Origin of the sequence: Phycicoccus sp. Soil748 (genome assembly GCF_001428025.1) — a bacterium.
Lineage (GTDB): Bacteria > Actinomycetota > Actinomycetes > Actinomycetales > Dermatophilaceae > Pedococcus.
Genome location: NZ_LMSC01000002.1, coordinates 90,561 through 105,785, shown reverse-complemented (window position 1 = coordinate 105,785; position 15,225 = coordinate 90,561). Strand labels below are relative to the sequence as shown.

Here is a 15,225-nt window from a genome sequence, read left to right as displayed (position 1 = left end):
CAGCCCTGCTCACTTCAGCAGGAACTGCGAGGACCGCTCGGCCAGGTCGAGCACCTGCGTCGGCAGCACGCCGAGGACGAGGGTGACGAGGGTGCCGACCGTGATCGCGATCGTCGTGTAGGGCGACGCGGTCTCGGCGACCACGGCCTCACCGGCGGGGGCCTCGGTGAAGTACATGAGCACGATGAGGCGCACGTAGACGAAGGCCGTGATGACGCTGCAGAGCACACCGATGACGACCAGCGCGACACCGGAGGTGCCGCCGAAGGCGACCGCCGGGGAGAACGCCGCGAACTTGGCGGTGAAGCCGGACGTCAGCGGGATGCCCGCGAAGGCCAGCAGCAGGAACGCGAAGACGCCCGCGACCACGGGGTGGTTGCGGCCGAGGCCGGCCCACTGCGACAGGTGCGAGGCCTCGGAGCCGCCCTGGCGCACCATCGAGACGATGGCGAAGCCGGCGATGGTCATGAAGCCGTAGGCGACGAGGTAGAACAGCGTGCCCGAGACGCCGGTGCGGTCGAAGGACAGCACGGCCACGAGGATGAAGCCCGCGTGGGCGATCGAGGAGTAGGCCAGCAGCCGCTTGACGTCGGTCTGGGTCACCGACAGGACGGCGCCGACGACCATGGTCAGCGCGGCGACGGCGATGATGCCCCCGCGCCAGTCCCAGCGGTTGGCCTCGATGCCGACGTAGACGATGCGCAGGATCGCGCCGAACGCGGCGACCTTGGTGCAGGCGGCCATGAACCCGGTGACCGGGGTCGGCGCGCCCTGGTAGACGTCGGGGGTCCAGGAGTGGAACGGCACGGCGCCGACCTTGAACAGCAGGCCCACCATGACGAACACGACGCCCGGAAGGAGCAGGCCCTCGAGGTTGGCGGACGCGCCCGAGACCGCGGTGGCGATGTCGGCGATGTTGAGCGAGCCGGCGTAGCCGTACATGAGCGCGGCACCGAAGAGGAAGAACGCGGAGCTGAACGCACCGAGGAGGAAGTACTTGAGGGACGCCTCCTGCGACAGCAGGCGGCGCCGGCGGGCCAGGCCGCACATGAGGTAGAGCGGCAGCGACAGGACCTCGAGCGCGACGAACATCGTCAGCAGGTCACCGGCGGCCGGGAAGAGCATCATGCCGACCACGGCGAACAGCGTGAGCGGGAAGACCTCGCTGGTGGCGAGGCCGGCGCGCAGGGCGGCCGCCTCGTGCGCCGAGCCGGGGACCGCGGCACCCATCGGGGTGAACGCGTCGGAGCCCTGGCCGCCGAACTTCTCGGCCATGGTGAGGACACCGAGCACCGACATGAGCAGGATCGCGCCCTGCAGGAACAGCGACGGCCCGTCGATGATCACGGCCTGGGCGAGCGTGCCGCCCCGGTTCGTCGCCTTGGTCGACACGGTGACGAGGACGACGAAGGCGGCGACCAGGGTCACCAGGGCCAGCGCCAGCTGGGTGGTGTGCCGCACCCGCCGCGGCGCGAACGCCTCGACGAGGACGCCGACGAGCGCACCGGCGACGACGATGAGCATCGGGGCGATGGCGCCGTAGGAGACGTCGGCGGCCTTGAAGGCAGCCGGCACCATGGGCGCGGCCAGGACAGTCACGGCGGGCATTACTTCGTGCTCCCGTCAGCGGAGGTCGGGGTGGGGTCGGAGACTCCGACGTACTGCAGGGTCTTCGACACGGCCGGGTTGAGCATGTCCAGCGCGGGCTTCGGGTAGAAGCCGAGGACCACGAACGCCGCGATGAGCGGGGCGACGACGATCTTCTCCCGGAGGCTGATGTCGCGGACCGGGCCCTCGAGCTCCGGCTTGGGGCCGGTCATCATCCGCTTGTACATGAGCAGGATGTAGAGGGCGGCCAGGACGATGCCCGCCGTCGCGACGACTGCCGCGAACTTGTAGCGCTGGAACGTCCCGACGAGCACGAGGAACTCCGAGACGAACGAGCTGAGCCCCGGGAGCGCCAGGCCCGACAGGCCCGCCACGAGGAACACGCCTGCGAGGCCGGGCGTGACGCGCTGCCAGCCACCGAAGTCGGGGATGCGCTTGCTGCCGCGTCGGGCCACGAGCATCGCGCCGACGAGGAACAGCGCCGCCGTCGAGAAGCCGTGGTTGAGCATGTAGAGCGTCGAGCCGGCGGCACCGGTCGTCGTGAAGGCGAAGATGCCGAGCACGATGAAGCCGAAGTGGCTGACCGAGGTGTAGGCGATCAGGCGCATGAGGTCGGTCTGCCCGATCGCGAGCAGCGCGCCGTACAGGATCGAGATGACCGCGAGCACGAGCACCACGGGAGTCGCCCAGCGGCTGGCCTCCGGGAAGAGCTGGAGGCAGAAGCGGATCATCCCGAAGGTGCCGACCTTGTCGAGGACGCCGACGAGCAGCACCGCGGTGGCGGGGCGGGCCTCGGTGGAGGCGTCGGGCAGCCAGGTGTGGACCGGCCACATCGGCGCCTTGACCGCGAACGCGAAGAAGAACGCGACGAACATGAGGCGCTCGGGGGTGGTGCCCAGGTGCAGGCCGGTCAGCTTGGAGACGAGGAAGCCGTCGGAGCCGCCGGGGCCGTAGTGGTAGAGCGCCAGGACGCCCACGAGCATGACCAGCCCACCCGCGAGGGAGAACAGCAGGAACTTCACCGCGGCGTACTGCCGGCGCGGGCCGCCGTAGGACCCGATCAGGAAGTAGACCGGGATGAGCATGGCCTCGAAGAAGACGTAGAACAGGAAGACGTCGGTGGCGGCGAACACGCCGACCATGAACGTCTCGAGCGCCAGCATCAGGGCGAAGTAGTTCTTCTCGCGCTTGCCGCCCTCGGGCACGTCGCGCCAGGCGGCGAGGATGCACACGGGGGTCAGGACCAGCGCCATGAGGATCATGACGAGCGCGATGCCGTCGACGCCCACGGCGTAGGAGACGCCGAACTGCGGGATCCACTCGTGCTGCTCGGCGAGCTGGAACTGCGTGCCGGACTTGTTCTCGAACTGCAGCGCAGCCGCGATGCCCATCACGAGCGTCACGACGGAGACACCGAGCGCGATGTGCTTCGCCCGGTCGGTCACCCCTGCCGGGAGGGCGGCCACGACGGCAGCACCGATGAGCGGGATCAACCCGATCACGGTCAGCCAGGGGAAGTTCGTCATCACTGGATCACCCACAGAGCACCGAGGATCACGACGACGCCGGCAAGCATCGTCAGGGCATAGGAACGCGCGAAGCCGTTCTGGAGGCGACGCAGACGGCTGGACGTGCCACCGACGAGGGCCGCGAGGCCGCCGAAGCCGCCGTCGACCCCACGGTTGTCCGCGAACACCAGGGCCCGCGTCAGGTGGAGGCCGGGGCGCATGAACACGCCCTCGTTGACGTCGTCCTGGTAGAGGTCGCGACGCGCCGCCCGGGTGGCCAGCGAGCCCGTCGGCTGCGCCACCGGCACCGAGTCGCGCCAGTAGCGCATCCAGGCCAGGGCGATGCCGCCGATCACGAGCACCAGCGTGAGGATCGTGATGACCGGCACGGACAGCACCGGGTGCTCCTCACCGTGGGAGCCGGTGATCGGCTCGAGCCAGTGGGTGAAGGTGCCACCGATGGACAGGACCAGGCCGAGCAGGGCGGACCCGACGGCCAGCACCATCATCGGCACGGTCATCGTCCGGGGCGACTCGTGCGGGTGCACGTCGTCGGTCCAGCGCTTCTTGCCGTGGAAGGTCATGAAGAACAGGCGCGACATGTAGAAGGCGGTGATGCCGGCGCCGATGAGCGCGGTGAGCCCGAAGACCCACGGGCGCCAGCCCTCGCCGATGAACGCGGCCTCGATGATCTTGTCCTTGGACCAGAAGCCCGAGAACGGCGGGACGCCGAGGATCGCGAGCCAGCCGAGCCCGAAGGTCACCCAGGTGATCTTCATGGCGCCCGACAGGCCACCGAACCGGCGCATGTCGACCTGGTCGTTCATGCCGTGCATGACCGAGCCGGCGCCGAGGAACATGCCGGCCTTGAAGAAGCCGTGGGTCAGCAGGTGGAAGATCGCGAACGCCGCACCGACCGGGCCGAGGCCGGCGGCGAGCATCATGTAGCCGATCTGGCTCATCGTGGAGGCGGCCAGCGCCTTCTTGATGTCGTCCTTGGCGCAGCCGACGACGGCACCGAAGAGCAGCGTGATCGCGCCGACGATGACGACGACCAGCTGCGCGTTGGGGGCGCCGTGGAAGATGAAGCCGCTGCGGACCACGAGGTAGACACCGGCGGTGACCATGGTCGCCGCGTGGATGAGCGCGGACACCGGGGTCGGGCCGGCCATGGCGTCGCCGAGCCAGCTCTGGAGCGGGAACTGTGCCGACTTGCCGCAGGCACCGAGCAGGAGCATGAGGCCGATGGCCGTGAGGACACCCTCCCCCGCACCGCCCTGGGCAGCCTGCTGGACACCGGCGAAGGAGACCGTCCCGAACGCGGCGAACATGATCATGATCGCGACGGACAGCCCGAAGTCACCGACGCGGTTGACCACGAACGCCTTGTTGGCGGCGGTGGCGTACGCGGGGTTGTGGTTCCAGAACCCGATGAGCAGGTAGGACGCCAGGCCCACGCCCTCCCAGCCGACGTAGAGCAGCAGGTAGCTGTCGGCGAGCACCAGCAGGAGCATCGCGGCGACGAAGAGGTTGAGGTAGGCGAAGAAGCGGCGCTTGTCCGGGTCGTGCTCCATGTAGCCCAGGGAGTAGACGTGGATCAGCGAGCCGACGAACGTCACCAGCAGCACGAACGTCACCGAGAGCTGGTCGACGAGCATGCCGGCGTCGACGTTGAACGACCCGGCCGGCACCCAGCTGAACAGGTGCAGCGACGCGGCCCGGGCCCCCGGGTCGCGGCCGACCATCGAGATCCAGATGATCGCGCCGACGACGAACGCCGCCCACGACATCGCGGTGGCGAACAGCGGCCCCCACTTGTCGGTGGCGCGTCCCCCGAGGAGGAGCACGGCGGCACCGAGCATGGGCAGCGCGACGAGCAGCCACGCGTATGCCGTGATGCCGGTGGCCGCGGTGGCGGCACCGTCGGCGGCGGCGAGAGTTGCGAGGGAAGTCACCTTCGAGGCCCCTTCTACAGCTTCAGGAGGTTGGCGTCGTCGACCGAGGCCGACCGGCGGGCACGGAAGATGGCCATGATGATCGCGAGGCCGACGACCACCTCGGCGGCGGCGACCACCATGACGAACAGGGCGATCACCTGGCCGTCGAGGTTGCCGTTCATCCGCGCGAAGGTCACGAACATGAGGTTGGTGGCGTTGAGCATCAGCTCGACACCCATGAACACGATGATGGCGTTGCGCCGCATGAGGACGGTCGCGCCACCGATCGCGAACAGCAGGGTCGCGAGGTAGATGTAGTTGACGAGGTTCACCGCTGTGAGCCCTCCTCGATCTCGTGCTCGATGTCGTGCTCGGACTCGATGTGGCGGACGGGGGCGACGACCTGCTCGCGGGCGGTGAGCACTCGCGACACCGACAGCTCGCTGGGGGTGCCGTCGGGCAGCAGGGCCGGGGTGTCGACGGCGTTGCTGCGCGCGTAGACACCGGGGGCCGGCAGGCCGGCGACGTTGCGGTTGTCGCGGATGCGCCGCTCGGACCACAGCCGCTGGCTCGGCTTGGCGCCGATGCGCTCACGGTGCGCCAGGACCATCGCGCCGAGGGCGGCGGTGATCAGCAGGGCCGAGGTGATCTCGAAGACCCAGACGTACTTGCCGAAGATCAGCTCGGCGACGCCGGTGACGTTGCCGGTGCTGTCGTTGACCCCGGACAGCCCCTTCATCGGCGCGAACCGCACCCGGCCGACCGCGGTGAAGACCAGGGCGGCGAGCCCGAGGGCCAGCAGGACCGAGGCCCACTTCTGTCCCTTGAGCGTCTCCACGAGGGAGTCGGAGGAGTCGACGCCGACGAGCATCAGGACGAACAGGAACAGCATCATCACGGCGCCGGTGTAGACGAAGATCTGGATGATGCCCAGGAAGTCCGCCTCCTGCGCGATGTAGAAGACGCCGAGGTTGATCATGACCAGGGCCATGCCCAGGGCCGCGTGCACGGCCTTCTTGGCGAAGATGAGGCCGAGCGCACCGAGGACGCTGATGGGTGCCAGGACCCAGAACATGATCTGCTCACCGAGGCCGGTCATCGGCGCACCGCCTCTCCACTGCTCTCACGGGTGGCCTGCCGGGTGGTCACGGTGTCGACGCCCTCGACGGGGTCGCCGCTAGGGGCCAGCCCGTCCTGGGGCTGGGCGTCGCGCTCGGCCACCCAGGCCTCCTGCTCGGGCGTCGCGCGGGCGACCTTGCCCTGGTAGTAGTCGCGCTCCTCCATGCCGTCCACCATCGGGTGGGGCGCGGGCAGCATGCCCTCGGCCAGCGGCGCGAGGAGCTGCTCCTTGGTGAAGATGAGGTCGCCGCGGTTGTCGTCGGCGAGCTCGTAGAAGTTGGTCATCGTCAGCGCGCGGGTCGGGCACGCCTCGATGCACAGGCCGCAGAAGATGCAGCGCAGGTAGTTGATCTGGTAGACGCGGCCGTAGCGCTCGCCGGGCGAGAACCGCCCGAGGCCGCCGTCGGTGTCGTCGTTCTGCGCGCCCTCGACGAGGATCGCGTCGGCCGGGCAGGCCCACGCGCACAGCTCGCAGCCGACGCACTTCTCGAGGCCGTCGGGGTGCCGGTTGAGCTGGTGGCGCCCGTGGAACCGAGGCTGGGTGGGCCGCTTCTCCTCCGGGTACTCCTCCGTCTCGAGCTTGCGGAACATCGTGGCGAAGGTGACCCCGAAGCCACCCACCGGGGCGAAGAGGTCGGCGAGGAACCCGCCCTTCTTCTGCTCGTCAGCCACGGGTGGCCTCCTTCTCGGGTGCGCGTTCGCTGCGGTCGCTGAGGGCCATGCTCGGCTCCTTGAGTCGCTGTCCGGGCAGTGGCGGCACGGGGTAGCCACCCGCGAACGGGTCGACCTCCTCCGGCGCCGGGGCGTTGCGGACGGCCTCGCGCTCGATCTTCTTGTTGTCCCACAGCCAGACCGCGAGCAGCGCGGCGAGCGAGACGATGACGACGAAGATGATGCTGAACAGCGGGAACCGGCGGTTGCCCAGGGTCAGGGCCGCGTCACCGAAGTAGCCGAGCTGGCTGCCGCGGATGAAGGCGACGACCACGACCCAGGCCAGGGTCACGGGGATGAGGAACTTCCAGCCGAACCGCATGAACTGGTCGTAGCGGACACGGGGCAGCGAGCCGCGCAGCCACACGAAGAAGAACATGAACAGCCAGAGCTTGATGACGAACCAGAGCAGGCCCCACCAGCCGTGGTTGAACATCCCGTCGTTGATGGCGGCGATGCCGGGAGGCGCCTGCCAGCCACCGAGGAACATCGTCGTGGCCAGCGCCGAGACGGTGAACATGTTGACGTACTCGCCGAGGAAGAACATCGCGAACTTCAGCGAGGAGTACTCGGTGTGGAAGCCACCGGTGAGCTCACCCTCGCCCTCGGCGAGGTCGAACGGCAGGCGGTTGGTCTCGCCGACCATGGTGATGACATAGACGAAGAAGCTGAAGAACGCCGGGATGATGTACCAGAGGTCCTTCTGCGAGGCGACGATCTGCGAGGTCGACATCGAGCCGGAGTAGAGGAAGACCGCGACGAGCGACAGGCCCATGGCGATCTCGTAGGAGATGACCTGGGCGGTCGAGCGCAGGCCACCGAGCAGCGGGTAGGTCGAGCCCGACGACCAGCCGGCCAGCACGATGCCGTAGACGCCGACGCCCGCGACCGCGAGGACCAGCAGCACGGCGACGGGGATGTCGGTGAGCTGCAGCGGGGTGCGGTGGCCGAACATCGAGACCGTCGGCCCGAGCGGGATGATCGCGAACGACACGAACGCCATGGCACCCGCGATGGCCGGCGCCAGCGCGAAGACGACCTTGTCGGCGTTCTTGGGGGTCAGGTCCTCCTTGAGCGCCAGCTTCACGCCGTCGGCCAGCGTCTGCAGCAGGCCGAACGGGCCGGTGCGGTTGGGGCCGGGACGCTGCTGCATCCGCCCGATCACGCGGCGCTCGAACCAGATGACGATCAGCGTGTTGACGAGCAGGAAGACGAAGACCAGCAGCGCCTTGACCAGGTGCAGCCACCACGGGGTGTCGCTGAAGTCGACGCGGGGGTTGTCGGCGAAGGGCACGTTCGCGGCCAGCCCGGCCGTGAGGTGCGGTAGGCCGGTGACGGCCTGCGCGGCATACGTCACGGTGCTCACTGGGTGACCTCTCGTTCCACGGTGGTGGCAGCGGTGGCGGCCTTCGTCAGGGTCACGAGGGCCCCGGCGCCGGCGCCCAGCGTGGCACGGACGGCGCTGCCCTCCGAGTTGGTGGGCAGCCAGACGACGTGGTCGACCATGTCCTCGACGACCTCCACCGGCACGGTGACCGCGCCGGCGCCGGTGGCGACCCGCACGAGGTCGCCGTCGGTGAGGCCGAAGCCCTCCGCGGTGGCGGCCGACACGCGGGCGCGGGCCTCCTTGGCGGTGCCCGCCAGGAACGGCTCGCCGTCCTGCAGGGACCCGCGGTCGAGCAGGTGGTGCCAGGTCGCCAGGACGGCCTGGCCGTCTCCGGCGGTCGGCACGGGGCCGACCTCGACGGCAGGCGCGGCGGGGCGCTCGCCCTGCCACGGCCCGAGCGCCTGCATCTCGGAGCGGACCTCGGTGAGGGTGCGCGTGCCGAGGAAGCCACCCAGCTCGGAGGTGAGCATGTCGAGCACGCGGTAGTCCGACTGGTACTGGGTGTCCAGGGCCGTCGCGAACTGGCGGGTGCGGCCCTCCCAGTCGACGAACGTGCCGCCCTTCTCGGCGTGGGCGGCCACGGGCAGCACCACGTCGGCGACCGCGGTCACCGACGAGGGGCGCAGCTCGAGGGAGACGACGAACGTCTTGGCCAGGGCCTCCTCGGCCTTGGCGTCGGCCAGGTCGGCGGCGTCGACGCCACCGACGACCAGGGCGTTGATCTCCCCCGTCGTCGCGGCGGCGATGATGCCGGCGGTGTCGCGGCCGGGAGCGTCGGGCAGGCCGACGACGTCCCAGGCCTCGGCGACCTGCTGGCGGGCAGCGGGGTCGGAGACCGGTCGGCCGCCGGGCAGCAGGCCCGGGAGGGCACCGGCCTCGAGCGCACCGCGCTCCCCCGCACGCCGGGGCACCCACGCGAGGCGGGCGCCGGTCGAGGCGGTGAGGGCGACGGCAGCGGACAGGGCACCGGGGACGGTGGCGAGGCGCTCACCGACGAGGACGACCACGCCCGGCTCCTGCAGCGCCTGGGCGGCCTTGGCCGCGGCGCCGTTGCCGGTGACGCCGTCACCGAGCGCGCGCAGCACCTCGGCCTCGGTGCCGGGAGCCGACGGGATGAGCGTGCCGCCGAGCTTGGTGAGCCCGCGGGTGGCGAAGGGCGCGACGGCGTACACGGCGGTCTTGTGCTTGCGGTGCGCCTTGCGCAGCCGCAGGAAGACGATCGGGCTCTCCTCCTCGGGCTCGAACCCGACCAGGACGACGGTCTTGGCGGTCTCGAGCTCGGCGTAGGTCACCGCAGCGCCGTGCGGGCCGGTGCCCACCACGGTGGAGGCGAGGAAGTCGGCCTCCTCCTGCGAGTGCGGACGGGCCCGGAAGTCGACGTCGTTGGTGTCGACGACGGTGCGCGCGAACTTGCCGTAGGCGTAGGCGTCCTCGGCCGACACACGGCCGCCGACGAGCACCCCGACACCCTTGGCGGCACGCAGGCCGGCAGCAGCCGCCTCGAGCGCCTCGGGCCACGACGCGACCTGCAGCTCGCCGAGCTCGTCACGGACCATCGGGAACTGGAAGCGGTCACCGGTGGTGGCGTACTGGAAGGCCCAGCGGCCCTTGTCGCAGTTCCACTCCTCGTTGACGGCCGGGTCGTTGATGGCCATGCGGCGCAGCACGACACCGCGACGGTGGTCGGTGCGGATCGAGCAGCCGGACGCACAGTGTTCGCAGACGCTCGGCGTCGACACGAGGTCGAAGGGGCGGCTGCGGAAGCGGTAGGCGGCACCGGTCAGCGCGCCCACCGGGCAGATCTGGACGGTGTTGCCCGAGAAGTAGGACTCGAAGGGCTGCTCCTCGTAGATGCCGACCTGCTGCAGCGCGCCGCGCTCGACCAGCGCGATGAACGGGTCACCGGCGATCTGGTCGGAGAAGCGGGTGCAGCGGGCGCAGAGGACGCAGCGCTCACGGTCGAGCAGCACCTGCGAGGAGATGTTGATCGGCTTGGGGTACGTGCGCTTGACGTCCTCGAACCGGGAGACGGCGCGGCCGTTGCTCATCGCCTGGTTCTGCAGGGGGCACTCGCCACCCTTGTCGCAGACCGGGCAGTCGAGCGGGTGGTTGATGAGCAGCATCTCCATCACGCCCTGCTGCGCCTTGTCGGCGACGGGCGAGGTCTGCTGCGTCTTGACCTGCATGCCCTCCGACACCGAGATGGTGCACGACGCCTGCGGCTTGGGCATCGGGCGCAGCGAGCCGTCGGGGCCCGGCGTCGCGACGTCGACGAGGCACTGGCGGCAGGCGCCGACCGGCTCGAGCAGCGGGTGGTCGCAGAACCGCGGGATCTGGACGCCGATCTCCTCGGCGGCACGGATCACCAGCGTGTTCTTCGGCACCGACACGTCGACACCGTCGATGGTCAGCGTGACCAGGTCGACGGCCGGCGGGGTCGAGGCGTCGCCGCCCTTGCTCACGGCGTTGCCGCCCGCACTGGGGCTCGTGGTGACAGTCATGCGGTGGCCTTCTCCTTCGCGAACAGCGACGACTCCCTCGGGTCGAAGGGGCAGCCACCGTTGGTGAGGTGGGCGAGGTACTCCTCGCGGAAGTACTGGATGCTGCTCGTGATCGGGCTGGTCGCCCCGTCGCCGAGGGCGCAGAACGCCCGGCCGAGGATGTTGTCGCAGATGTCGAGGAGCTTCTCGAGGTCCTCCTCGTCGCCCTGCCCGTGCTCGAGCCGGCCGAGGATCTGCTTGAGCCACCAGGTGCCCTCACGGCACGGGGTGCACTTGCCGCAGGACTCGTGCTTGTAGAAGTCGGTCCAGCGGTCGACAGCGCGCACCACGCAGGTGGTCTCGTCGAAGATCTGCAGCGCGCGGGTGCCGAGCATCGAGCCCGCCGCCGCGACCGACTCGAAGTCGAGCGGGACGTCGAGGTGCTCGTCGGTGAAGATCGGCGTCGATGATCCACCCGGGGTCCAGAACTTGAGCTTCTTGTTGGGGTCGCGCATGCCGCCGGCCATGTCGAGCAGCTCGCGCAGCGTGATGCCGAGCGGCGCCTCGTACTGGCCGGGACGCTTGACGTGCCCCGAGAGGCTGAAGATGCCGAAGCCCTGCGACTTCTCGGTGCCCATGCCGGTGAACCAGTCGGCGCCGTGCAGCAGGATCGGCGGGACCGAGGCGATGGACTCGACGTTGTTGACGACGGTCGGGCGCGCGTAGAGGCCCGCGACCGCGGGGAACGGCGGCTTGAGGCGCGGTTGGCCGCGGCGGCCCTCGAGGCTGTCGAGCAGCGCCGTCTCCTCACCGCAGATGTAGGCGCCGGCGCCCGCGTGGACCGTCACGTCGAGGTCGAAGCCGCTGCCCTGGATGTTCTTGCCGAGGTAGCCGGCGGCGTACGCCTCCTCCACCGCGCGCAGCAGGCGGCGGTAGACGTGCACGACCTCGCCGCGCAGGTAGATGAAGGCGTGGTTGCAGCCGATGGCGAACGACGTGATCGCGACGCCCTCGATGAGGAACTGCGGCGCAGCCATCATCAGCGGGATGTCCTTGCACGTGCCCGGCTCGGACTCGTCGGCGTTGACGACGAGGTAGCGGGGGCCGCCGTCCGGCGGGGGCAGGAAGCCCCACTTCATACCGGTCGGGAAGCCGGCGCCACCACGACCGCGCAGGCCGGAGTCCTTGGTCATCTGCACGAGGTCCCCGGGCTTCATGCCGAGCGCCTTCTTCAGCGCCTGGTAGCCCTCGTTCTTCTCGTACGTCTCCAGCGTCCAGGACTGCGGGTCGTCCCAGAACTTGGTGAGGATCGGGGTGAGCGTGGTGGCCACGGCTGTCACTTCCCCTCGGCGGGCTTGTCGCCCGCCTGCTCGTCGGCGTCGTTGGCGGGTGCGTCGGTGGACGAGCGCAGCCCGGGTGCCAGGTCGTCGGGGTGGCCCGCGCCCTGGGCGTCACCCTTGGCGTCGTCGCCCGACGGCGCGGTCCAGTGGTTGTCCTTGGCGACGCGCAGGCCCTCGAGCGAGGAGGGGCCGGCGCCGACGCCCTCGTCGGCGAGGCCGTCGTGGAAGCCGGCGAGGACGCGCGAGACCTGCTTGAAGCTGCAGACGCGCGACGGGCCGCGGGTGGGGGCGACGTCCTTGCCGGAGCGCAGGTCGTCGACGAGCTGCTTGGTCGACTCCGGCGTCTGGTTGTCGAAGAACTCCCAGTTGGCCATGACGACGGGCGCGTAGTCGCACGCGGCGTTGCACTCGACGCGCTCGAGGGTGATCTTGCCGTCGGGAGTCGTCTCGTCGTGGCCGATGCCGAGGTGCTCGGAGACCTCGTCCCAGATCTGGTCGCCGCCCATGATCGCGCAGAGCGTGTTGGTGCAGACGCCGACGGTGTACTCGCCGTTGGGGTGGCGCTTGTACTGCGTGTAGAACGTCGCGACGCCGGAGACCTCGGCGGTGGTCAGGTCGAGGACCTCGGCGCAGAAGTCGATGCCGCGGCCGGTGACGTAGCCGTCGACGCTCTGCACCAGGTGCAGCAGCGGCAGCAGCGCCGAGCGCTTCTGCGGGTAGCGGGCCACGACCTGCTCCGCGTCGGCGTGCAGCTGGGCCAGCACGTCCTCGGCGTAGGGCTCCTTGGACTCGGCCGGCACCGTGAGGTGTCCGGCCGCCGTCTGCAGTCCGTAGTGCTCCATCAGCGGTCCACGCCTCCCATGACGGGGTCGATCGAGGCCACCGCGACGATGACGTCGGCGATCTGGCTGCCTTCGCACATCGCGGCCGTGGCCTGCAGGTTGTTGAACGACGGCTCCCGGAAGTGCACGCGGTAGGGCCGCGTGCCCCCGTCGGACACCGCGTGGCAGCCGAGCTCGCCCTTGGGGCTCTCGACCGCGGCGTACGCCTGGCCCGGCGGGACCCGGAAGCCCTCGGTGACCAGCTTGAAGTGGTGGATGAGCGACTCCATGGAGGTGCCCATGATCTCGCGGATGTGGTCGAGGCTGTTGCCCATGCCGTCACCGCCGATGGCCAGCTGGGCCGGCCACGCGATCTTCTTGTCCTCGACCATGACCGGGCCGGGCGTCGACGCCAGCCGGTCGATGGCCTGCTCGGCGATCTTCAGCGACTCGTACATCTCGTCGATGCGGATCCGCAGGCGCGAGTAGGCATCGGCCTCGGTGCGGGTGATGACCTCGAAGTCGTAGGTCTCGTAGCCGCAGTAGGGGTCGAGCTTGCGCAGGTCGTGCGGCAGGCCGGTGGAACGCAGGATCGGGCCGGTGATGCCGAGGGCCATGCAGCCGGACAGGTCGAGGTAGCCGACGTCGACGGTGCGGCCCTTGAGGATCGGGTTCTCGACCAGGAGCAGCTCGAGCTCGTGGAGTCCCCTGCGCAGCAACGGGATCGTGTCGCGCACCTTGTCGATGGCGCCGGGCGGCAGGTCCTGGGCGACACCGCCGGGGCGGATGAACGCGTGGTTCATGCGCAGGCCGGTGACCATCTCGAGGATCGAGAGGATGCGCTCGCGCTCGCGGAAGCCGACCGTCATGACGGTGGTCGCGCCCATCTCCATGCCACCGGTGGCGAGGGCCACGAGGTGGGAGCCGATCCGGTTGAGCTCCATCATGAGCACGCGGATGACGCTCGCGCGCTCGGGGATCTGGTCGGTGATGCCGAGGAGCTTCTCGACGGAGAGGCAGTAGGCGGCCTCGTTGAACAGCGGCGCGAGGTAGTCCATGCGCGTGCAGAAGGTCACGCCCTGGGTCCAGGTGCGGAACTCCATGTTCTTCTCGATGCCGGTGTGCAGGTAGCCGATGCCCGCGCGGGTCTCGGTCACCGTCTCGCCGTCGATCTCGAGGATCAGGCGGAGCACGCCGTGCGTCGAGGGGTGCTGCGGACCCATGTTGACGACGATGCGCTCCTCGTGGAGGGCTGCGGCCTCGTCGACGAGCTGGTCCCAGTCGCCACCGGTGGAGTTGAAGACGTGCGCGCCCTCGGAGGCGGCCGCGTCGGCGCCGGAGGTCGCGTAGATGTCGGCGGGGCCGGTGTCGTGCGTGCCCGTGGTGCCTGTCGTGGTGCTCATCAGTTGTACGACCTCCGCTGGTCCGGCGGTGGGACCGTCGCGCCCTTGTACTCGACGGGGATGCCGCCGAGGGGGTAGTCCTTGCGCTGGGGGTGGCCCGGCCAGTCGTCGGGCATGAGGATGCGGGTCAGGGCCGGGTGGCCGTCGAACTCGATCCCGAACATGTCCCACGTCTCGCGCTCGTGCCAGTCGTTCGCCGGGTAGGTCTCGACGATCGACGGGATGTGCGGGTCGGAGTCGGGTGCGGTGACCTCGACGCGGACCCGGCGTCCGCCGTGGGTGATCGACAGGAAGTGGTAGACGGCGTGGAGCTCGCGGCCCTCCTCCTGCGGGTAGTGCACACCGGAGACGCCGGTGCAGATCTCGAAGCGCAGGGCCGGGTCGTCGCGCAGCACGCGGGCGACCGCGCGCAGGTGCTCGCGGCGCACGAAGAGCGTCATCTCGCCTCGGTCGACGACCACGCGCTCGACGGCCTCGGCGTAGGAGGCGGTGCCGCCGACGAGCGAGCGCTCGAGCTGGTCGGCGACCTCGTCGAAGAAGCTGCCGTAGGGCCGCACGGCTGCGGCCGGGAACAGGATCGGGCTGACCATCCCGCCGTAGCCGGTGGTGTCACCGGTGTCGCGCGCGCCGAACATGCCGCGGCGCTCACCGACCACGACCGGGTCGGGGGTGGTGCCGGGGGCGGCGGGGAGGCGCTCGCCCGTCTCGCGGTCGGTCACCGACCCGGGCTGGGTACCGGTCGTCGGGCCGGCCACGACGGGAGCGGGGTCCTCGACGGCGTTGCCCTTGTCGGCAGCGGCGGCGGCGGCCTTGTTGCCGAGGACGTCGCTGTTGGCGGTGGCCTGCGTGGGGTCCTTCTCGGCTCCCTCGGCGCCCTGCTTCGCGTCGTGCTGGGGGTCCTTGGCGTCGCT

The 15,225-nt window shown here is 70.1% G+C and carries 12 protein-coding genes; all 12 read right to left on the bottom strand.

Annotated elements, in window-relative coordinates:
• Window positions 1-9: 9 nt before the first annotated feature.
• The 12 genes from nuoN to ASG70_RS01840 are packed head-to-tail and all read right to left on the bottom strand — an operon-like array spanning window position 10 to window position 15,033.
• On the bottom strand, window positions 10-1,608 hold the full coding sequence (gene nuoN / locus ASG70_RS01895; RefSeq protein WP_056882162.1) for an NADH-quinone oxidoreductase subunit NuoN: 1,599 nt from the start codon (window positions 1,606-1,608) through the stop codon (window positions 10-12).
• On the bottom strand, window positions 1,608-3,134 hold the full coding sequence (locus ASG70_RS01890) for an NADH-quinone oxidoreductase subunit M (RefSeq protein ID WP_056882243.1): 1,527 nt from the start codon (window positions 3,132-3,134) through the stop codon (window positions 1,608-1,610). The genes nuoN and ASG70_RS01890 overlap by 1 nt, the downstream gene beginning before the upstream one ends.
• Complete coding sequence (gene nuoL, locus ASG70_RS01885) at window positions 3,134-5,071, bottom strand: NADH-quinone oxidoreductase subunit L (RefSeq protein ID WP_056882161.1); 1,938 nt, start codon at window positions 5,069-5,071, stop codon at window positions 3,134-3,136. Before nuoL ends, ASG70_RS01890 begins: the two co-directional genes overlap by 1 nt.
• A gap of 14 nt (window positions 5,072-5,085) precedes the next feature.
• Window positions 5,086-5,385, bottom strand: a complete 300-nt coding sequence (gene nuoK, locus ASG70_RS01880; protein WP_056882160.1) for an NADH-quinone oxidoreductase subunit NuoK — start codon at window positions 5,383-5,385, stop codon at window positions 5,086-5,088.
• Entirely contained in the window at window positions 5,382-6,152 is a 771-nt protein-coding gene (locus ASG70_RS01875; RefSeq protein WP_056882159.1) for an NADH-quinone oxidoreductase subunit J, read from the bottom strand. Before ASG70_RS01875 ends, nuoK begins: the two co-directional genes overlap by 4 nt.
• Window positions 6,149-6,844, bottom strand: a complete 696-nt coding sequence (gene nuoI, locus ASG70_RS01870; protein ID WP_056882158.1) for an NADH-quinone oxidoreductase subunit NuoI — start codon at window positions 6,842-6,844, stop codon at window positions 6,149-6,151. The genes ASG70_RS01875 and nuoI overlap by 4 nt, the downstream gene beginning before the upstream one ends.
• A complete protein-coding gene (gene nuoH / locus ASG70_RS01865; protein WP_056882242.1) occupies window positions 6,837-8,189 on the bottom strand; it encodes an NADH-quinone oxidoreductase subunit NuoH in 1,353 nt (450 codons plus the stop codon). Before nuoH ends, nuoI begins: the two co-directional genes overlap by 8 nt.
• 56 nt (window positions 8,190-8,245) lie before the next feature.
• A complete protein-coding gene (locus ASG70_RS01860; protein ID WP_056882157.1) occupies window positions 8,246-10,771 on the bottom strand; it encodes an NADH-quinone oxidoreductase subunit G in 2,526 nt (841 codons plus the stop codon).
• Window positions 10,768-12,081, bottom strand: a complete 1,314-nt coding sequence (gene nuoF, locus ASG70_RS01855; RefSeq protein ID WP_056882241.1) for an NADH-quinone oxidoreductase subunit NuoF — start codon at window positions 12,079-12,081, stop codon at window positions 10,768-10,770. The genes ASG70_RS01860 and nuoF overlap by 4 nt, the downstream gene beginning before the upstream one ends.
• Window positions 12,082-12,086: 5 nt before the next feature.
• A complete protein-coding gene (gene nuoE, locus ASG70_RS01850) occupies window positions 12,087-12,932 on the bottom strand; it encodes an NADH-quinone oxidoreductase subunit NuoE (protein WP_056882156.1) in 846 nt (281 codons plus the stop codon).
• Window positions 12,932-14,314 carry an NADH-quinone oxidoreductase subunit D gene (locus ASG70_RS01845; protein WP_056882155.1) on the bottom strand — a complete coding sequence of 461 codons (1,383 nt, stop codon included), beginning with the start codon at window positions 14,312-14,314 and terminating at the stop codon, window positions 12,932-12,934. Before ASG70_RS01845 ends, nuoE begins: the two co-directional genes overlap by 1 nt.
• Complete coding sequence (locus ASG70_RS01840; protein WP_056882240.1) at window positions 14,314-15,033, bottom strand: NADH-quinone oxidoreductase subunit C; 720 nt, start codon at window positions 15,031-15,033, stop codon at window positions 14,314-14,316. Before ASG70_RS01840 ends, ASG70_RS01845 begins: the two co-directional genes overlap by 1 nt.
• Window positions 15,034-15,225: the final 192 nt, after the last annotated feature.